This window comes from Clostridium sp. RTP31139st1_H3_RTP31139_211217 (assembly GCF_040227035.1).
Taxonomy (GTDB): Bacteria; Bacillota; Clostridia; order Clostridiales; family Clostridiaceae; genus Clostridium; species Clostridium saudiense.
Genome location: NZ_JBCOAB010000054.1, coordinates 1 through 20,606, shown reverse-complemented (window position 1 = coordinate 20,606; position 20,606 = coordinate 1). Strand labels below are relative to the sequence as shown.

Annotated in this window: 17 protein-coding genes and 2 tRNA genes; 5 read left to right on the top strand and 14 right to left on the bottom strand. The window is 26.7% G+C overall.

Annotation, left to right across the window (positions count from 1 at the left end; all coding sequences use genetic code 11):
• Nucleotides 1-199: 199 nt before the first annotated feature.
• Nucleotides 200-1,651 (bottom strand): aminoacyl-histidine dipeptidase, encoded by a 1,452-nt coding sequence (locus ABUA17_RS16120; RefSeq protein WP_055292167.1) that lies wholly within the window; start codon nucleotides 1,649-1,651, stop codon nucleotides 200-202.
• 151 nt (nucleotides 1,652-1,802) lie between these two features.
• On the opposite strand from ABUA17_RS16120, the gene pyk reads away from it, so the two are divergent.
• The gene (pyk, locus tag ABUA17_RS16115) at nucleotides 1,803-3,221 is read left to right on the top strand and encodes a pyruvate kinase (RefSeq protein WP_349818125.1); all 1,419 of its coding nucleotides are present in this window, start codon (nucleotides 1,803-1,805) and stop codon (nucleotides 3,219-3,221) included.
• 124 nt (nucleotides 3,222-3,345) lie between these two features.
• On the opposite strand, the gene rpsA is transcribed toward pyk, so the two are convergent.
• From rpsA to ABUA17_RS16070, 9 genes are all read right to left on the bottom strand, one after another.
• Nucleotides 3,346-4,491, bottom strand: coding sequence for a 30S ribosomal protein S1 (gene rpsA, locus ABUA17_RS16110; RefSeq protein WP_042399819.1), 1,146 nt, complete (start codon nucleotides 4,489-4,491; stop codon nucleotides 3,346-3,348).
• 200 nt (nucleotides 4,492-4,691) lie between these two features.
• A complete protein-coding gene (locus tag ABUA17_RS16105) occupies nucleotides 4,692-5,111 on the bottom strand; it encodes a CBS domain-containing protein (protein ID WP_042399821.1) in 420 nt (139 codons plus the stop codon).
• A gap of 112 nt (nucleotides 5,112-5,223) precedes the next feature.
• A complete protein-coding gene (locus tag ABUA17_RS16100; protein ID WP_055292169.1) occupies nucleotides 5,224-6,129 on the bottom strand; it encodes a 3'-5' exonuclease in 906 nt (301 codons plus the stop codon).
• A 19-nt stretch (nucleotides 6,130-6,148) separates the two neighbouring features.
• Nucleotides 6,149-7,945 carry a MutS-related protein gene (locus tag ABUA17_RS16095; protein WP_055276688.1) on the bottom strand — a complete coding sequence of 599 codons (1,797 nt, stop codon included), beginning with the start codon at nucleotides 7,943-7,945 and terminating at the stop codon, nucleotides 6,149-6,151.
• 84 nt (nucleotides 7,946-8,029) lie between these two features.
• Nucleotides 8,030-10,735, bottom strand: a complete 2,706-nt coding sequence (locus ABUA17_RS16090) for an ATP-binding protein (protein ID WP_042399829.1) — start codon at nucleotides 10,733-10,735, stop codon at nucleotides 8,030-8,032.
• The gene (locus tag ABUA17_RS16085) at nucleotides 10,725-11,858 is read right to left on the bottom strand and encodes a metallophosphoesterase family protein (protein WP_195951584.1); all 1,134 of its coding nucleotides are present in this window, start codon (nucleotides 11,856-11,858) and stop codon (nucleotides 10,725-10,727) included. Before ABUA17_RS16085 ends, ABUA17_RS16090 begins: the two co-directional genes overlap by 11 nt.
• 214 nt (nucleotides 11,859-12,072) lie before the next feature.
• Nucleotides 12,073-12,255, bottom strand: a complete 183-nt coding sequence (locus tag ABUA17_RS16080) for an alpha/beta-type small acid-soluble spore protein (protein WP_042399833.1) — start codon at nucleotides 12,253-12,255, stop codon at nucleotides 12,073-12,075.
• A gap of 146 nt (nucleotides 12,256-12,401) precedes the next feature.
• Nucleotides 12,402-12,656: a hypothetical protein gene (locus ABUA17_RS16075; RefSeq protein ID WP_042399836.1), complete on the bottom strand. Its 255-nt coding sequence runs from the start codon at nucleotides 12,654-12,656 to the stop codon at nucleotides 12,402-12,404.
• A 55-nt stretch (nucleotides 12,657-12,711) separates the two neighbouring features.
• A complete protein-coding gene (locus ABUA17_RS16070) occupies nucleotides 12,712-13,662 on the bottom strand; it encodes a PD-(D/E)XK nuclease family protein (RefSeq protein WP_055292174.1) in 951 nt (316 codons plus the stop codon).
• Between the two features lie 183 nt (nucleotides 13,663-13,845).
• On the opposite strand from ABUA17_RS16070, the gene ABUA17_RS16065 reads away from it, so the two are divergent.
• Nucleotides 13,846-14,685, top strand: a complete 840-nt coding sequence (locus ABUA17_RS16065; RefSeq protein ID WP_042402452.1) for a phosphatase domain-containing putative toxin — start codon at nucleotides 13,846-13,848, stop codon at nucleotides 14,683-14,685.
• Nucleotides 14,686-14,791: 106 nt separating this feature from the next.
• On the opposite strand, the gene licT is transcribed toward ABUA17_RS16065, so the two are convergent.
• The 4 genes from licT to ABUA17_RS16045 form a co-directional block, all read right to left on the bottom strand.
• Nucleotides 14,792-15,655: a BglG family transcription antiterminator LicT gene (licT, locus tag ABUA17_RS16060; protein ID WP_042402455.1), complete on the bottom strand. Its 864-nt coding sequence runs from the start codon at nucleotides 15,653-15,655 to the stop codon at nucleotides 14,792-14,794.
• Between the two features lie 325 nt (nucleotides 15,656-15,980).
• Nucleotides 15,981-16,054 (bottom strand) — tRNA-Trp (locus tag ABUA17_RS16055).
• Between the two features lie 225 nt (nucleotides 16,055-16,279).
• Nucleotides 16,280-18,490 carry a DNA helicase RecQ gene (gene recQ, locus ABUA17_RS16050; RefSeq protein ID WP_349818126.1) on the bottom strand — a complete coding sequence of 737 codons (2,211 nt, stop codon included), beginning with the start codon at nucleotides 18,488-18,490 and terminating at the stop codon, nucleotides 16,280-16,282.
• A gap of 157 nt (nucleotides 18,491-18,647) precedes the next feature.
• Nucleotides 18,648-18,721, bottom strand: a tRNA-Trp gene (locus ABUA17_RS16045).
• A 213-nt stretch (nucleotides 18,722-18,934) separates the two neighbouring features.
• Between ABUA17_RS16045 and tsaE the strand changes: the two genes are divergently transcribed.
• The 3 genes from tsaE to rimI are packed head-to-tail and all read left to right on the top strand — an operon-like array spanning nucleotide 18,935 to nucleotide 20,554.
• On the top strand, nucleotides 18,935-19,396 hold the full coding sequence (gene tsaE / locus ABUA17_RS16040; RefSeq protein ID WP_042402459.1) for a tRNA (adenosine(37)-N6)-threonylcarbamoyltransferase complex ATPase subunit type 1 TsaE: 462 nt from the start codon (nucleotides 18,935-18,937) through the stop codon (nucleotides 19,394-19,396).
• Nucleotides 19,393-20,109 carry a tRNA (adenosine(37)-N6)-threonylcarbamoyltransferase complex dimerization subunit type 1 TsaB gene (gene tsaB / locus ABUA17_RS16035; protein ID WP_055292176.1) on the top strand — a complete coding sequence of 239 codons (717 nt, stop codon included), beginning with the start codon at nucleotides 19,393-19,395 and terminating at the stop codon, nucleotides 20,107-20,109. The genes tsaE and tsaB overlap by 4 nt, the downstream gene beginning before the upstream one ends.
• Nucleotides 20,093-20,554: a ribosomal protein S18-alanine N-acetyltransferase gene (gene rimI, locus ABUA17_RS16030; RefSeq protein ID WP_349818127.1), complete on the top strand. Its 462-nt coding sequence runs from the start codon at nucleotides 20,093-20,095 to the stop codon at nucleotides 20,552-20,554. Before tsaB ends, rimI begins: the two co-directional genes overlap by 17 nt.
• Nucleotides 20,555-20,606: the final 52 nt, after the last annotated feature.

Here is a 20,606-nt window from a genome sequence, read left to right as displayed (position 1 = left end):
TTGGATACAAGACACCGTTAGAAGCATTTAACGAAGAACAAGCTAAGTGTTGCACTTAGCTTGACAATTCGTCATAATAATAAAAAATAAAGGCCTAGTTAACTATACTGTGCCAAATAGACACCTTATAATTAACAAGCCTTCATTAAAATAGATTTTAAAATAGAAATTTTTTAAATAGAAATCTAATGATTTTTTATTATCTTATTTCTTTTAATATTCCTAATAAATATTCATAACAATTTTTAACTGATGAAATACTCATATGTTCATCTGGAGTATGTACATCATAAAGATTTGGTCCAAAACTTATCATATCTAAATTTCCAAGTTTTTCATTAAACAATCCACATTCAACCCCTGCATGGATAGCAACAATTTTTGCTTCTTTTCCATACATATCTTTATGAACCTTTTGGCATATATCTCTAACTTTTGAATTAGGATCATATTCCCATCCTGGATAATCAGATGTAGTTTCAAATTTTCCACCTAAAAGTTCTACTATAGTCTTACTTCTTAAAACTATTTCTTCTTTTAATGAAGGAATTGAACTTCTAATTGCTGAATCAAATTCTACCACTCCATCTTTTGTAGTTAGTACTCCTAAATTAGTTGAACTTTCTACTAATCCTTCAATTTCTGTACTCTTACTATTAATACCATTTGGATAAATGTATAATAAATCTACAACTTTCTTTGTACTTTCATCAGTAAACTCTTTGCATGTTTTAATATCAGTTATTGATGCTTCAATTTTTAATCCTGGATCTTGTGCTCTTAACTCATTTTCAATAATATTATTCCAATTATTTATTACTTCTATTGCAGTATTCTCATCATTAGGATTAACAGCTATTATTGCTTCTGCTTCTCTAGGTATAGCATTATTTTTAGATCCTCCATTTAAACTAACAAGATTAAATTTCACTTCTCTTAATAATCCTTTAAGTACTCTTCCTAATATTTTATTAGAATTTCCTCTTTCCTTAATTATATCCATACCAGAGTGACCGCCTTTTAACCCTGATATATTAATTTTTATTAATTTTTTACTACCAATCTCTTGCTCATCTACTTTTAAAGTAGCTGTGCTTCTTACTCCTCCTGCACAACTAACTAAAAGATATCCTTCTTCTTCATTATCAAGATTGATTAAAATCTTTCCTTGTAAATTTTCTTTTTTTATTGCCATTGCACCTGACATTCCTGTTTCTTCATCTGTAGTTAATAATACTTCTATTGGCGGATGTGGAATGTCATTTGAAGCTAATATAGCCATTGCATAAGCTACTGCTATCCCATTGTCTGCTCCTAATGTAGTATCTGTTGCATATATATAATCATCAACTATTCTTAATTTTAATGGATCTTTTTCAAAATCATGCTCTACCCCATTATTTTTTTCACACACCATATCCATATGACCTTGAATAATTACTGTTGGTGCATTCTCGTATCCTGGCGTACCTGGTTTCTTTATAATAACATTTAATGCTTCATCTTGTATACTTTCAAGACCTAATTCTTTACCAAAATTCAACAAGTAATCACTTATTCCTTTTTCATTTCCTGATCCTCTTGGAATATTAGAAATCTCTTCAAAATATTGAAAAACCGCTTTTGGTTCTAAATTTTGTAAAATCTTCATTTTTACGTCTCCTTACTGTTTAATTATGTTAAAATAATTATATATCAATTAGTGCAACATAATCTATATAGAACAAATATATTTTATTATTTTATTATTTTATTATTTTATTATTTTATTATTTTTATTTTTGATAAAGTGAGGTGTTTTTATGCAAAAAACTAAAATGATTTTCACAATTGGACCAGCAAGTGATAATGAAGAAACATTAACACAATTTATTAAAATTGGTATGAATGTGGCTAGATTAAACTTTTCTCACGGAACACATGAAACTCATAAAGAAAAAATAGACTTAATAAAGAAAATAAGAACTAATCTCAATACTCCTACTGCAATAATGCTTGATATTAAAGGACCTAAAATAAGAACTCATAATTTTATAAATGATGGAGTTGAATTAAAGGCAAATCAAATATTTGCCTTCAAATGTGGTACAGAAATAACAGGTAATACACAAGAATGTTCTATCTCATATTCCGAATTATATAAGGATGTAAATATTGGAGGAACTATACTAGTCGATGATGGATTAATTAACTTTGAAATTATTGATATAAACGGAAAAGATATAATATGTAAAGTATTAAACGATGGAGTTATCAAAAATAATAAAGGAGTTAATGTTCCTAATGTTAGTATTAATTTACCTTCTGTAACTGAAAAAGATAAAGATGACTTAGTTTTTGGATGTAAGATGGGCGTAGATTTTGTAGCAGCCTCTTTTATTAGAAAAGCTTCAGATATTAAAGAAATAAGAGACCTTCTTAACAAAAATAACGGTAAAAATATTCAAATTATAGCTAAAATAGAAAGTCAAGAAGGTGTAAATAACATTGATTCTATTTTAGAAGTAGCTGATGGAATAATGGTTGCTAGAGGTGACATGGGTGTTGAAATTCCAATAGAAAAAGTTCCTATTATTCAAAAGAAAATCATAAAGAAATGTAATGAAGCTGGAAAAATAGTAATTACAGCAACTCAAATGCTTGATTCAATGATAAGAAACTCTTTACCTACTAGAGCTGAGGCTTGCGATATTTGTAATGCTATTTTTGATGGAACGGATGCAATTATGTTAAGTGGTGAAAGTGCTAGCGGACAATATCCAATCGAAGCAGCTAATACTATGTCTAAAATAGCTAAAGAAACTGAACTTCATTTAGATTATAATTATTTAAATCAACGTTTAAAAGAACCTGCAATGTATGACTTTGCTGAAGCTATTAGTTATTCTACTTGTAGAACTTCTAATGTTCTTAATGCTAAAGCAATTGTTGCAGCAACTAACTCTGGCGCAACAGCAAAACTTGTTTCTAAGTATAAGCCAAAATGCCCTATAATAGCTATTACTCCTCATGAGGAAGTAATGCGTGGATTAAGCTTAAATTTTGGTGTTTATCCAGTCTTATGTCAAGAATTTGCAACTACTGATGACATTTTAAATGAATCAAAGAAGATTGTAGCAGAATTGAACTTAGCAGATAAAGGTGATGACATTATTGTTGCTGCCGGTATGCCAACAAATTATACTGGTGGAACCAACATGCTTAAAATCGAAAAACTTTAGATACTTAATGGAATAACGAAAAAAGTAATGATTTTATGAAAGGGAGGATATAAATTCTTAACGAAAATTATACTAACTCCTGTAGATAATATCATTACTTTTTCTTTTTCACGTTTACCCGTAATTAATTGAATAATCCGCTGAATAGATCTCCTAGTGTAACATCACCATCGTTATCATTGTATTGTAAGTATTCATTTGATCTTTCAACAGCATCTTTAATACTTAAAGAAATTCTCTTGTTTTCTTTATTAACATCAAGAACCTTAACTTTAACCATTTGTCCCACTTCAAGAACATCTGAAGGTTTAGCTATATTTTCATCAGTAATTTCATTGATGTGGACTAACCCTTCAACACCTGGGAATAATTCTACAAATGCACCAAAAGACATAAACTTAACTACTTTACCTTCTAATACATCTCCAGCTTTTATACTATCAGCATGTACCTTCCATGGTTCTTTATCTACATCTTTTAATATTAGTGAAACTCTTTCATGTTCAGCATCTACATCACCTACAAATACTGTAACCTTATCGCCTTCACTAACTACATCTTCAACCCTTTTTACTCTTTCCCAAGCTAAATCATTAATGTGAATTAATCCAGTTATTCCTCCAATATCTACAATAGCACCAGCCTTTATTATCTTCTTAACTGTACCTTCTCTTTTTTCACCACTTTTAACATTTTTCCAAAGTTCTCTCTTCTTTGCATTGTAAGCTTCTTCTTCTAAAATTCTTCTTGAAGCAACAACCTTTCTGTTTCTTAAATCTAATTCTGTTAATCTTACTTCAATTTCTTTTCCTAATAAAGTTTTAAGATCTATTCTTTCTCTTGAAGCTAAAGAAGCTGGTATAAATACTCTAATAGATCCATAGTAAGCAACTAATCCACCTTTAACCTCTTCTTTAACAACAACCTTTATAGTTTCTTCTTTATCAAAAGCTTTCTTTAAATCTTCTTTTTCAGTTATTTGAAGTGCTCTTAATCTAGAAAGTTGAACATATCCTTCTCCATCATTTGGTGAAATAACGTATACATCTAATATATCACCTGGTTTAACAACATCAACTGGTGAAATATCTCCAATAACTAACTCTTCCTTAGCTATTACACCATCGAATGCATAATTAATATTAACTGTAGCTTCCTTATCATTAACATCTATAATTTGACCTTTTAATATATCTCCTGAATTAATTCTTTTTACATCAAATTCTTTTAAAAGATCTCCCATTGAATTCTCATTTAATTCAACTGACATAACTAATCACTCCTTTGTAAAAACTTTTCACATTTAATTTTAAGTCAACAGTAAATTTTATACAAGCAAAACAAGAAAAAAGCCATTTTGATTATATAATATGCCCCCTTCATAATAACAGTTTTTTTATTCTAACTGTCTACTATAAAGAGAGCATATTTAAAATTTCGATTCTCACTTTATTATATTAATTTTTTATATTATAGTAATTTCTTTTCTTTCTTAATGGCATTGTAACAATAATTTATTATGTCACTTCTTTTTATTATTCCAATAAATATGCCTTCATCATCAACTACTGGAACAAAGTTTTGAGTAGTTGCTAATCTAATAATACTTTCAACATCAGCATTAATCGAAACACTTTTATGTTTTGTTCTTATAGCTATTTCACTTACTTTAACATTTTCAGTATTTTTAAAATTAAGATTAGCTGTATTTTTTAACTTCCATAATAAATCACCTTCAGTTAAAGTTCCTACATACTTTCCTTGCTTGTCTATTAATGGTATTGCCGTGTAACCATGATGCTCCATTCTCTCAATTACTTGTCTCATGGTTGCATCTATATATTCATAAATAACCTCACTTTTAGGAGTTAAAAGAAATGCAATATTCATATCTTCTGTCCTTTCCTTTAAATCTTACTTCTCTTACATTTTATCATATATAAAATCTAAATGTTATATGACATCAAACTTTTAATAATTTATTTATTTATTTTATTCATAATTAATTATAAACTTTATTTTTTAACTTATTTTCATATCTTAAATAATCATATTCATCTATAACAGTAGCAACTTCCTTATAAATTTCTTCACCACATAAGCTTTTCTTTACTATAAGTTCATCTAAAACTCTGCTATTACACTTAGAACAAGTTCCTAATGATATAAATCTCCATCCAACTATACTAAAAGGATAATCAATTTCTAACTTTTTTTTACATTTTGGACATATTTGATTTATCTTTTCGTAATTTAATTCAACCCCTTCTAATGATCTTACCTCTAAAGCTGGCATTTTAAAAATATCTTCTACTATATAATTTTTCACTGCTCGTGAATTATACATATTTTTAAATACATGTGCTGTATAAATGCAATCATTTAAAGCATCATGTAATAAATCTTCATTTACTTTTATTTTTAATGCTTTAAGAGCATTTTTTAAGCTTAATGATTTCCTATATCCAAGTATTTTAGTTACATACTCTTGAATATCTAAGTAATTATCTATCCAACTTAAATCATCATATCCATAGTAATTTGCATTTCTTATTATTTCTGCAATATCATCTTTTGCCCATGAGCAAATAATATCTCCTTCATCAACCATTTCCTTTAATTTATTAATACCTTCAACAAATCCTACTCCATTTTCTAAATCCTTAATATTAATTTTAGTTATTTCTAAAATTTTAGGATTTATAATTGGAATAACAGATGGTTTTATATATACCTTTAGTTCTTCACACGGCTGCATATGTGCATCTAACTTCACTGCACCTATTTCTATTATTTCATTATCTAATTCTAAATTTTTCAGTCCTGGATTATCATTATAAACATTCGGTATACATTTATGTATACCACTTAGGTTATTAAACTCTAAATCAATTATTATAAAAGCCACCCTTATTCCCCCACTCTCTTTACTCTTCTATATCAATACCTGCTAACTTCATTAAATGCTTTGCATTTTGAGTTTTACTCATACCTCTTCTAAGCACATAATCAAAATTTATTTTATTATTCTTATAATATTCTCTAAAATTATAATTAACTAACCAGCTTTTTTCATTTTCTAAATCACATAACTCTAAATCATGTGTTGATACTAATCCTACACCTTGAAGTTTTACAAGCTGTTCAATTAAAATCCTTGCACCATCATGCCTATCTTGTGAATTAGTTCCTTTAAATATTTCATCTAATAAGAAAAATACCTTTTCTCCATTTTTAGCCGCTTCTATAACTAATTTTATTCTTAATATCTCAGCATAAAATGATGATATATTCTCATCTAAATTGTCTTGAGTTCTCATACAAGTATAAATATTGCTTATTCCGCACTTAAATCCTTTTGAAAAAGTAGGTAATCCTAAATAAGTAAGTACCATATTAAACCCTATAGTTCTTAAAAAAGTACTCTTTCCTGACATGTTTGATCCAGTAATTAATGCAACCTTCTCACTTCCCTTAAGGTTAAAATTATTAGCCTTTGCTCTTTCTCCTAATAAAGGATGTGCTAATTCAATAGCTTCAATTTCATTAATTCCTGAAATAGTTGGATAAGTCCATTCTTCATGCTCAAATGATATTGTAGAAAGACTTACAAGCGCTTCTACTTCCCCCATGTCTTCAAGCCACTTTTCTAGCTTATATCCATTTTTAATTCTCCACTCCTGTAAATTACTTAAAATAAAAATATCACTCATAAAAAATACATTTATTAATAAATAATAGGCATTTGAAGTACTATCCCCTAACCAAGAAATAATATTTTTTAATTTTTTCATTTCATTCTTACAATTAATATTTGAGCTTACTAAATCTTTTTGAATATCCAATAGCTTTTTAGATTGAAAGTTTTCATCTTGTATAATTGAAAGCAATTTACTGTATTTTTCTATCTCTCTCTTATTATTTATAAAAATATCAATTACATCACTTAATTTTTTAGTAAACAATTTAATAACTAAGTAATTAATAACTAAATCTAATATTAAATAGGAAATAGATAATCGTCCAATGATAGTTAAAAATAATATTATGCATGTAATTGCAATAAATATATACGATATATATTTAACTGTAAAATTATTTTTCTCTTCATTTGAAGCCCAATCTAATAATTCTTTAAGCTTTTCTTTTTTCTTACTTTCTATACTTGCTTCAAAATAAATCTTTTCACAAAATTCTCTTTTGTTAGCTAATTCTTTAATTGCTTCTTGCTCTTCTTCTATTTCATACCTAGTCGGTAACGAATTCATTATCATCTTACTTGCAAGTTTTTTTCTTCCAAATGTAGTCTTAGTCAAATTAATCCATTGAAATAAGGAGTTTTTACCAAATATATCTAAATCACTTGAAAATTTATGATTTCTATCAATAAATTCTTCACCTATATCACTAAATTCTTTCCAAGTATTATCCAATCTCTTTAACCCTTTTTCATTATACTCTAATATAACTAGTAATCTTTTTTTAGAATTTATTCGTTCATTATGGAAAAATGCAACTATTATAAATAATATTAAGGAAATTAAAAAACTACCTCCAACTGCCTCCATACTATTTTGTTTATAAAAATAATACATCATTCCAATACATAAAATGACAATCATAAATCTTAATGTTGAAAAAACTAACAGGTTTTTCTCTAATTTTGCTAATTTTTCTTTAACACTTTTTATATTATCATTGTAATAATTTAATGCTTTTCCCATTCTTGATACCTCTTAAAATAATTCTATAATCAATAGTTTAGACTATTTTTCCCATTTAATCCATAATAATTTATTGATTACTACTTATAACTTAATATATTTATGTTCAATGCTATTTTTTCTAGCTATATTTTCTTCTCTTCTTTGACAAGTGAATAAAATACATTGCTCAAAGTTTTCTTTTACTAAATACTTAATAGTCTTTTCTATACGCATATCATCATATTGAACAAATGCATCATCTAAATATATAGGGACATTTTTATTCTTAAATATCATTTCTATAAAAGCTAGCCTTAAAGATAAATATAATTGATCATTTGCACCATTACTTAATATCTCTGCTGGTAATATGTTATTATCAGCTTTCACCTTCATCTCATAGGTATCTGATACCATAACATCATTGTATTTGTTATTAGTCAATTCTTTAAAAGAATACATAACATTTTTATTAAGAATAGGTCCAAAGCTTCCTCTTATCTCATTATAAACTTCATTTAATATTTCACTGGTAATATTACTAGCTTTAAGCTGATTCTCATATTCTGCTATATAACTTTCAACCTCTTTGATTTCTTCTTCAATAGTTGGAATATCTCTCTTGCCATTAAATCTATTTTTTATTTCATTTTCTATATCTTTTATTTTCTTTTCAACCTCTACAAATCTTATATTCTTTTCTCTAATAACATCATCTATTTCATCTTCATTTTCATAAGAATAATCAAAATTTATATTTATTACATCACTTAACTCTTCCTTTATTGCTTCAATATCCTTTCCTCTTGTTAATACTGAATATGCTTCTTCAACTGATGCAAGACTTTTATTTATTTCATCTCTTTTTCTTAACTTATTCTCTAATTCTTTAATAATTTCATCAACATCAACTAAATTTACATTATTAAATCCTATGGAACTTAAACTTTTATTTAATTTTTCTTCTCTGATTAATAATTGTTCCTTCGTTCTATTTAAACTATTCTTTAAATTGCTTAGTTCAATTTCTAAATTAGTAAACCCTTTGGATAACTCCTTATATTTATAAATCTCAGAAATTAATTTTTCTAAGCTATTTAATGATGAAATTCTTAAATACTCTTCTATCTCACTATTTACTTCTTCATGCTCACGTAAAGCTTTATCCAATGATAGCAATTTCTTCTGAGTTAATTTTTCACTCATCTTACTATTAATCTTTTCTTGTAAGCTTAAATAATCATCATAAACCTTTAATTTTTTTAATAATTCTGTATAGTTACTAACATTTAATTTATTACAATATTTATTTAATTCAGCTTCAATTTTTCTAATACTTTCATTTAATTGATGAGTTGTTTTGTTTTTTTCTGATCCTAATTTACTACTATATAAGTTAATACCTAAGAATCCCAGTATAACTATACCAATTGTATAAAATATAAACTCAAAAGGATTATTAATAAATATACCTAAAATAATACTTATTAATGATACTACCCCTAATAAAATTAAAAACCTTGTATTTTGTACAATAACTTCATTTTTATTTTCCATTATGAATTTTAAACTTTTAAGCTTATCTTCATATGTTGCAAATAGTTTTTCTATATCACTCTTAAAATTTTTAATTTCTATTGCTGAACCTATTAGCTTTTGAGCTTCTTTTTCCTTAACTTTTAAAAAGTTAATTTCACTTTCTATTGAATTATTTATTTCAACCTTTTCATTTAATAGCTCATTTTTTATTTTTAATGCTTCTAAATTACTTAATATATTTTCAGGTAAGTTCTCCATATAATAATAACTACGTAATGGAGCCTTTAAATCTATTAATTTCTCTTCTTTAATAGAAATCCTTTCCTCTTCTTCTTTAGTTATATCTAATAAATTTAAATACATAGTATATTCTTCTTTAAGATTTTCTATAAAATTATAATTTATTATTTCATCTTTAAAGGTTAATGATTTGTTTATTGATACTTCTTTATTTTTTAGATCTTCTTTCTTTTTAAAATACTCTGCTATTTCCTGATACTCTTTTTTTATTTTCGTCTTTTTCAAGTATTTTTTATATATTTCTAAATTAATAACTTCTTTATTTAAGTTTTTCTTTTCCTCATTTAACTGAATTAATTTTTCTTCATTATCTATATTATGATTTGATAATTTATAAGCTTCATATCTTTCACTAAGTAAATCACTATATTTATTTTTTAAACAATCAAGCTTTCCATTCTTTCTTACATTTGATATAGACTTTTTATATTTATCTAGCTTATTAAATGCCACATCTACAGATACTTGTCCTTCTTCAGTTCCTATTGAATTTGATAGTTTATCTAATATCTCTTCTTCTTTATCCTTTTTAACTGCTACCGCTAATTGTCCAATAAATAATGTATTTACAAATGTAGCTCTATTTATATTTAGAAAATACCTTCCTGGTTCATCTTTATTAATAAAGCTTATTTCTTCACCAGTAATAGCATCTATAATAATTGAAACATCGTCTTTTTTAGTTCTTCCAAATGTTCTTCGTATTATATACTCCTTATTTTCATGTAATATACTAAGTTCACCACTAATAGTTTCACCACTATTAGGTGTATATTTAATTCTTTCATTTAACTTATAATCCTTACCTTTATAAGAAGAAAAACCATACAACCAAACTTTTATGAATGCTTGAATAGTGCTTTTACCAGCTTCATTTTCTCCATATATTAAGTTTAATCCCTTATTAAAATTTATTTTTTTATTTTTAATTCCACCGAAAGCAATTATATTTACATTTTTAATAATCATTTAAATTCACCTCTTCTTCTGAGAGACATTGAATTCCTAATTTTAATGCAAGCCTTAATAAATCTTTTTCATCATCACTACTTGCTTCTTCTATCTTTTTCATTATTTTAGCTACAAACTTACCCTTTACAGAATAATCCTGACTTACCTGATCTAAATCTACTGCAATACTCGTAGTATTAACAATCTTTATATAGTAAAATTTCCCCTTTATCTTTTCACTCAATATCCTTTCATTTAAGGAAAAATGCTCTTTTATCTCCCCCTTTAAAATTATCTTATAAAAATTCTGCTTAAACTCTTCTGAATTTACCTCAGATAATATCTTTGATATCAATTCATCATAAGTATTAATATCGCTAATATCTATTTCTCGAGTTATATATTTTCTTTTACAAATAGGTTTAAAATAAAGTGATACTCCTCCACAGTATACATCTCCAATAATTACTCCCTTTTCTCCTTCTTCATCAAATCCCCGTCCTTGAGGGCAACCACTATATGCATAATAAGTGTTTCCTTCTTTAAGGATTCCCGAAAATTTATGTCTATGCCCTATTGCAATATAATCTAAACCTGATTTTCCTATTTCATTTAAATAAATTGGATTATATTCATTTTGGGAATTTCCTTTTTCAACCTCACCATGGATAACCATAATGTTTATTTTACTTCTATCTACATTAATTTCTTTTAATAAGCTTTCATGCTCATAGCTAGCATTAAATCCAGCACCCCAAACTACTAAATTTAATTCACTAACTTCTTTATACTCAAGTTCTCCTTTAAATATATAGACATTATCTGGCCAATTGACCATCTTATAAAATGATTTTTCATTATAAGGATCATGGTTTCCTGGTGAAATAAATACTTTAACCTTTTCTATTCTCTTTAGTTCATTTGCTATAAAAAATAAGGTATTCTTATTAACTGTTAAATTATCAAAAACATCTCCTGCAATAAGTAATACCTCTACATTTTCTTTTATGGTTAAATCTATTATATTTTTAAATACCTCTAATAGTTCTTCTTTACTATTTTCTGAAACTTCTTTTGTAAGCTCCTTAAAAGGTGTATCAAAATGCAAATCAGCACAATGTAAAATTTTAACTTGTTTCATACTATCACCCACTTTGCGAACTTCTGTTCATATTTTACCATTTTTATGGGCATAAGAAAAGAGTCACATTATCATAGAATTTCTACTCTAATGTAACTCTTCTCTTTTTTGAATGATAGTTTAATTTTCTGGTGGTATTTCACCCATAACAGTACTCACCCTCTCGAAGTATTGTTTCCTCTAATTCGTTAGCTTTGTACTCGTTAGTGGTTTTCTACTTTAATCCACTTTCGTATTGTTCTACCATTCTCTTAACCATTTCACCACCAACGGAACCACATTGTCTTGAAGTTAAATCACCATTGTAATCAGTGAATGGTACACCCATTTCTGCGGCAACTTCATTTTTGAATGCGCTTAATCCTTGTTTTGATTCTGGAACTAATGCTTTTGACATAATGAATTCCTCCTCTGGCTTCCGGTATTTTGTAAACATAACTTAAATTTATTTAAGTCGTATCTTGTTTACACTATTATATTAACCACTATGAATTTTTATATTACAAGTAAATAATACCTATAATTTATTAATTTGGATTTGTTTTAACTGTTTTCCTTATTACCAACTTTTTTCACTTTCTTAACTATAAAATCACGCACAATAGCTAATACCATTCCTATTTGAAATGATAATGAAACGGCAATAACTTGAAGATAATTAACCTTACTCATTTTATATACTATAAAAGTTTCAATTATCCACACTAAACTTGCCATTAACGATGCTTTCTTTCCACCTATTAATGAACAAAATATTATACTAAAAAATATTACTCCTTGTATTTGAACAAAACTCATTGATTCACCTCATATTAAAATAATTTATTTTAAGTTCTATCCAAATTACAATATTTTAATCATTATCGCTTTTACATAAAAGTCTAAACTTACATTGACCACATTTATAACTCTTTTGTGTTTTTTCAAAAACACTTTTTTCTTTCGGCTTATTTAAACTAATATCATCTAAATAATAATTTATAATTTTTAAATCATTATCAACTTTTGCTTTTATATACTCAATATCTTCGCTTTTAAATATAATTTCCTCAGAATGACCTTCTAATAAATATTCAACTCTCCCCTTAATTCGTGAATAATGAATATCATATTTTTTCATTACATACCATGCATAAACAAGTAATTGTTCTTTATCATCTTCAGAAGGTCTTCCCGTTTTCCAATCTACAATTACATAATAACCATCAGGACTTTTGTATAGTAAATCTATTTTTGAATAAACCTTTAAGCTATCATGGTTAAAACTACTAAATATATCTTCATCATTTTCGATAATTATAGTTTCATTATTTAATATTTCTTCAAAAGTTGTTGAAACATAAAAACTATTAACACATTGAATCAATCTTTCTTTTAATTCATCTCCAGTTTCCTTAGATATTTTACCGCCATAATAATATTCTTGAAGCATATAACCCCTAGGATACTCATCCCACTCCTTGGTTTTATATTTATTAATACTTTCTCTAATAACCCCTCTTAACTCATTCAATGTAATTTCATTGAATCTATTTGCATTCATAAATTTACTTTTATCTTTTTTGCATATATTAATTATTCCTCTAATTTTTTTATGAACAACTTCTCCAAAGCACATCCACAAGTTAGTTAATTTTTTTAATCTCCATGCTATCTTTTGTTCATCTGTACTATTAAAAATCCATCCATTATGACTTCCATAGTAAGTATAATAATATTCTCTTTGGCAAGAATCTAATGTTTTCATTCTTGAAATAGACCAAGATTTTTCTGGGTATTTGCGCTCTTCATATCCTTCACTCATTTTTTCATTCTCCTATTTATTACTTAATAATACTTTTACATTATTATATAAATATATTTTCTTAAATTAATAAAATAAAAATTTACTTTCTTAATTATAGTATAAATTATGTTTTCATTAATTCAGAATAAATTTTCTTGATTTACAAAAAATATTATTAAATTTAATTATTGGAGGTTAATTATGAAAAATTTTTCTTTTAAATTACTCAGCTGTATTGGTTTATTTTTTTTATGCAGTTCTTTAGTTTCTGCTCTTCCTTTAAATTCTTCTAATAAAAACGAAGTATTAATTGTTAGTGATGGTAACTCTAAAGTTGGTCTTCCTGATAGATTTAGAGATATTCCTACTTTAAATATTTCTGGAAGTGCCCAATTTACTAAGGAGCAAGCTAAAAACTTAAAAGATTCTATTTCAAAAGAAAATATATGCATTGTAGATTTAAGACAAGAATCACATGGAATGATAAATGAATTTGCTATAAGTTTTTTTGATAGATATAAGGATTTAAATAACGGTTTTACAACAGAAGAAACCATTAATAAAGAGAACTCTTTGCTAAACAAAATTAAGATTGGCAGCACAGTTCCACTTTATAGACGTACTGGTGCTCTTATTGAGAATTTAACTGTTGACTTCGTTAGTAACGAATCTACATTAGTTACTGATGTAGGAATGCAATATAAAAGGTTTGCTGTAAAAGATAACGGTGCCCCAACGCCTACCATTGTTGATGAATTTGTAGAATTCATAAAGAATAAACCCGATGATTTACACCTTCACTTTCACTGTGACGCTGGCGAAGGAAGAACCACATCATTCATGGTTATGTATCAAGCATTAAAAAATGCTAGTAATTTATCATTAGACCAATTATTAGGTTATCAATATAATATTGGTGGAGTTAATCTTCATGACAATTCTGCCCAATTAGAGTTCTTAGAAGATTTTTATAATTATGTTGAAAAAAATAAATCTGACAACTATTCAACACCTTATTCTGAATGGATTAAGGAGGCATAAGATCTTCTTCCTCTTAAGTAGTAAGTTTAAAGTTAAGGATAAAACTTTTTATATCAATTTAGATTAATTTATTCCTTAACTTTAAACTTACCGCCATACTAAATTCTTATTTATCCATATTAATATTATTTTCACGTGCTACAGTAATAACCCTCTGTATATGCATAGTTAAGTAAACTATCTCATCATCATTTACATGGTAATCATTATTTTTCAATATATAATCACCTATTTTAACTGCACATTCATATGCTTCAGGATATGTTGTTGAAATCATTTTAATAAAATCGGAATCGGTACTATTATTTTGATTATTATTTACGATACGTTTTGCAAAATACTTCAAGTGAGTTAGTAATCTATCATAATTTAAATCATCCTCATCTAATTCTATTGCAAAATTATACTTAATTATATTTAATATATCTTTAATAATTTTAGTTGAAGTTATAGATTTCATGGTTGTTTCTCTATATCCTGCATTTACAAAATGTAATGCAATAAATCCTGCTTCATCCTCTGGTAATTCAATCCCCAATTTTTCATTTATATAATCAACTGCCCACAACGAAACTTTAAATTCAGCTTTATGCACTCTTCTTACTTCATTTAACAATTCATTTTTTATGATAATTCCACTTCTAAATCTTTTTACAGCAAATGCAATATGATCAGCTAATGAAACATAAATTTGCTTATCTAAAACTGTATTAAGTTCCACTATGGCATGAGTAATTATTTCATCAGTAATTTCAAATATTCCTTCTGGAATTTGATTAATTAACTTTTTAATTTTGTTTCCTAAATTTTCGTCATCTACTACAAATGTCTTTTCTATTTTTTTTTCATCTATTTGTTGCCCCGGCTTTTTATTAAATGCTATTCCACTGCCCATAAGAATTACTTCTTTTTTAGTCTTAGGATCAATTGAAACAACAACATTATTATTTAAAACTTTTTCAACTATCATTTATAAAACTCTCCTTATGGTACTAAAAAAATAGCCTAAACTAAGATTGCTCCTAATTTAGGCATATTATATTAGTATTCTAACACTTTAAATATTTACTTGTCAATTAAATGAATTGACTATAATAATTCTTAAATTATATTTGTTTTATTGGCAATACAATAATAAATTCACTACCTTCTCCAAGATTACGACTTACAAAGTAGTTGTTATTATTATATTTAATTTTCTAATAATATTCCCCCAATTATACCCTTTATTTTCTTTAATATCTCTATAATAAGTAAAAAAAGACTTAGCATTTTATGCTAAGTCTTTTTAAGTTTGGCAGGGGTACTAGGAATCGAACCTAGCCTAATAGTTTTGGAGACTACTGTACTACCGATATACGATACCCCTTCAACATTGACTATTTTACCATGGCAATATAATTATTGTCAACTGAAAATATTACTAACTATTATAGACTTTACGTGTAATAACAAAAAGTTAATAGTTAATAATTAATAGTTAAGGATGAAACTCCTACCGGAGTTTCTTGTTTCTTATATTTTTCTAAATTTAGCTTAGCTAAATTTATTGCTTAACTACTCACTACTCATTTTTAATTACTAACTAAAAATATTATTTCACAATATTTTTAGTAACTTCTCTAATTACCTTTTTTAATACTACTGCTCTTATTGCATCATATGTTATTTCTGATGGTACTATCTCTTTTATATCTTTTAATTTATTATATCCCACTTCATCTATTGCCTTTAATATTATTTTTTCTTCATCATTATCGAAAAACTCTTCTAAGTTTATTTTAAAGTTAATTTCATTACCCTCAGAAATATATTGCTGTACATGCCCCATTATTGTAGTTAATGCTAGATTTCTTTCTTTAGCAATTTCTTTTAACGATTTTCCTAACTTAATATAATCAACTGTAATGTCATGAGATTTTCTCTTTTCTCCCTCTTCTTTAGTTTTACTATATTTTTTGTTATCATCATTTTCTAAAACTTCATCAAATGATATATTAGTGCTCTTAGTCCTATTAAAACTCCAATTAACTTCTATATTTTTTTCTTCAATATATTCTTTAATCTTAGCCATGAACTTATCACCATATTTATTTAGCTTTGAATTACCTACTCCACTTATATCTAAGAATTGTTCATCCGTTATTGGCATCCTATTGCTCAATTCCTTTAAAGTTGAATCTCCAAATACCATGTAAGGAGGTATCTTTTCTTCCCTTGAAATCTCCATTCTTAATTCTTTTAATATAATAAATAATTCATTCTCTTCTATTTTAATCTTCTTAACTACTTGTTCCTTAACAAATACTTGCTTTTCACCTTTTACAATATCCATAGATAATTGATTTAATTTCAAAACCGGATATTCTCCTTTATAATTTAAATATCCATGTGAAATCAACATATTTATAAATTCAGTTAATGCATCTTTTGTATAATTTTTCACTATTCCATAAGTAGATAATTCATCAAATCCCAATTCATATACCTTCTTATTTTTAGACCCTCTTAGAACATCTACAACCATTCCAATTCCAAATCGTTGTCCCATTCTATAAACACAAGATATTACTTTCTGCGCATCTACACTTTTATCAACTAACTCTCCAGGTGCCTCACAATTACTACAATTGTTACATCTTTCATCATATTGTTCACCAAAATAATTTAATATATATTTCCTATAACAATCTTGTGTGTAAACTAAATTTATCATAGTTTGAAGTTTTTCAAGCTCATTTTCTTTTCTTACAGTATTTTCTGTTGCAGTTTCAATAATATATTTTTGAGTTTGAACATCTCCAGGTGAAAATAGCATTATACATTCACTGTCTTCTCCATCTCTCCCTGCTCTACCTATTTCTTGGTAATATCCCTCAATATTTTTAGGCATATTATAATGTATTACATATCTAACATTTGGTTTATCAATCCCCATACCAAAAGCATTTGTTGCAATTATTATATTTACCTTATCATAAATAAAACTTTCTTGAACCTCTTTCCTATATTCATCATTTAATCCAGCATGATATTTTTCCACTTCTAATCCTTTAGAAATTAATAAGTCATATAAACTATCAACCTCTTTTCTAGTAGAACAATAAATTATACCTGATTCATCCTTATTGCTATTTATATAGTCTAAAATGTAATTTTTCTTATTTACACCCTTTTCTATTATTATCTTAAGATTTTTTCTATCAAAACCAGATATAAATATCTTAGGATTATTTAATTCTAATAATTTTATTATGTCATCTCTAACTTCAGCAGTTGCTGTTGCTGTAAATGCTGCAACTATAGGTCTATTTCTCAAAAGTGAAACTACCCTACTAATTCTCCTATAACTACTTCTAAAATCGTGCCCCCATTGCGATACACAATGTGCTTCATCTACAGCCACCATTGAAACATTAATACTAGCTATAAGTTCTAAAAACACATGTGATTCTAATCTTTCTGGTGCCACATATAATATTTTTATTTCATTTTTTGCAGCTTCATCTAAAATATTATTTATTTCAATATTATTTAATGAAGAATTAATATATGCTGACTTAATCCCTAAATTATTTATATTATCAACTTGATCTTTCATAAGCGAGATTAATGGAGAAATTACTATTGTTATACCATCTAACAACATTGCAGGTACTTGATAACAAATAGATTTTCCCCCACCAGTTGGCATTATAGTTAAAACATCATTACCATTTAGTATTTCTCTTATTATATTTTCTTGCCCTTCTCTAAATGAACTATATCCATAATATTGTTTTAATATATCTAATGCTCTATCCATAAATTCTCCTTACTACTCAATAAAATATTTTTCTTCTTAATTATTAACATTACTACTAAACTTATTCAAACATTTGTTCTTTTTGTGTAATATCACAAATTTGCTTTATCTCTTTTTTATAAAAAAAAAGCTAGCAAGAAATTCTTACTAGCTTCTATGGCAGGGGTACTAGGAATCGAACCTAGCCTAATAGTTTTGGAGACTACTGTACTACCGATATACGATACCCCTTAGTACAAAATCATTATACATTATGTTATTAATAAAATCAATATTTTTTCTACTATTTTTTTATAATTCTTTTCTTTTTCGTACTTTTTGGATAAAATATAAAATAGCAAATACTATTAAGAGTTACTAGTTAAAAGTTTAGAGTTAAAATTTAATTTAGCTTATAACTAATCACTACTAACTCCTAACTAACCTAAAAGGGAGGATTTTAACATGGTTTTTTCTGTTAATAGTGTTGAAGAAACTACAAACCTTGGTATATCACTTGGTAAAATATTAAAACCTGGGGATATAGTTTGTTTAACTGGGGATTTAGGTACTGGCAAAACCCATATAACAAAAGGAATTGCGAAAGGCTTAGAAATAACTGATTACATAACAAGCCCAACTTTTACAATTGTAAATGAATATGATTCTGGTCGTTTAAAATTGAATCATTTTGATGTTTATAGAGTTTCAGATCCTGATGAAATATACGCAATTGGATTTGATGATTACATTTTTTCAGATGCCGTTTCAATTATTGAATGGGCTAATTATATTGAAGAAATACTTCCAAAAGATTTTCTACATATTTATATAGAAAAAGATTTAGAAAAGGGCGAAGATTACAGAACAATTACTATAACTCCATATGGAGAAAGATATGATTATATAAAGGAGCTAAAAATATGATAGTTTTAAGCGTAGATTCTTCATCTTTAGTGACTACTGTAGCTTTACTTAAAGATGAGTATATCTTAGGCGAATATACATTAAACTTCAAAAGAGAGCATTCTATTATATTAATGAAAAAAATAGAAATGTTATTAAAAGACTGTGAAGTTGATATAAACGAAATTGATGGATTTGTCGTTTCTAAGGGCCCTGGTTCATTTACAGGACTTAGAATCGGAATGGCTACTATTAAAGGTTTAAGTATGGGATCTAATAAACCGTACGTTTCCATTTCTAGTTTAGATGCACTAGCTAATTCTTTATTAACTTTTGATGGTATAATTTGTCCAGTAATGGATGCATTAAGAGATAATGTTTATACTGGTCTTTATAAAAATATAGAAGGAAATTTGACAAAAATATTAGACTGTACAGCTTTAGATTTAACTGAACTTGCTAATATATTAAATGAAAAAGGCGAAAAGGTTATATTTACTGGTGATGGAGTATTTAAACATAAAGAATTCTTAATTAATAATGTTAACAATTGTGAATTTGCTCCAAATCATTTAAGTATCATAAGAGCTTCATCTTTAGGTGAGCTTGGAATGGAAAAAATTAAAGCTGGAGATATTGATGATATGAATTCTGCTCCTCTTTATATTAAAAAACCTCAAGCAGAAAGAGAACTTGAGCAAAGGCTGGCTATGAAAAATGAAAATAGATTATAGTCTTATGAATGAATCTCATATAAACGGTGTATATGAGTTAAGTAAAGAATGTTTTGCTATTCCTTGGACCTTAGATTCTATTAGTAATGAATTAAATAATCCATTAGCAAAATATGTTATTGCACAAGATTTATCAACAGGAGAAGTCATTGGATTTGTTGGTGTGTGGATAATTGCTGGCGAAGGTGATATTACAAATATTGCTGTAAGCCCAAAATATAGGAAGCAAGGCATTGCATCAAATTTGTTGATAAAACTATTTGAAATGTGCAAAACTTTTAATTGTGAAGATATTACTTTAGAAGTTAGAGCTTCAAATATACCAGCTCAAAATCTTTATAAAAAATTTGATTTTAAAGAAGAAGGTTTAAGAAAAGGTTATTATTCTGATAATGGTGAAGATGCCATTATAATGTGGAAAAGGAGCTGTCGCAATAGCGGGTAAAAAAATCCGCTAGCGATAGCTCTTTTTCTATATTTTCAAAAAAATAATTGTA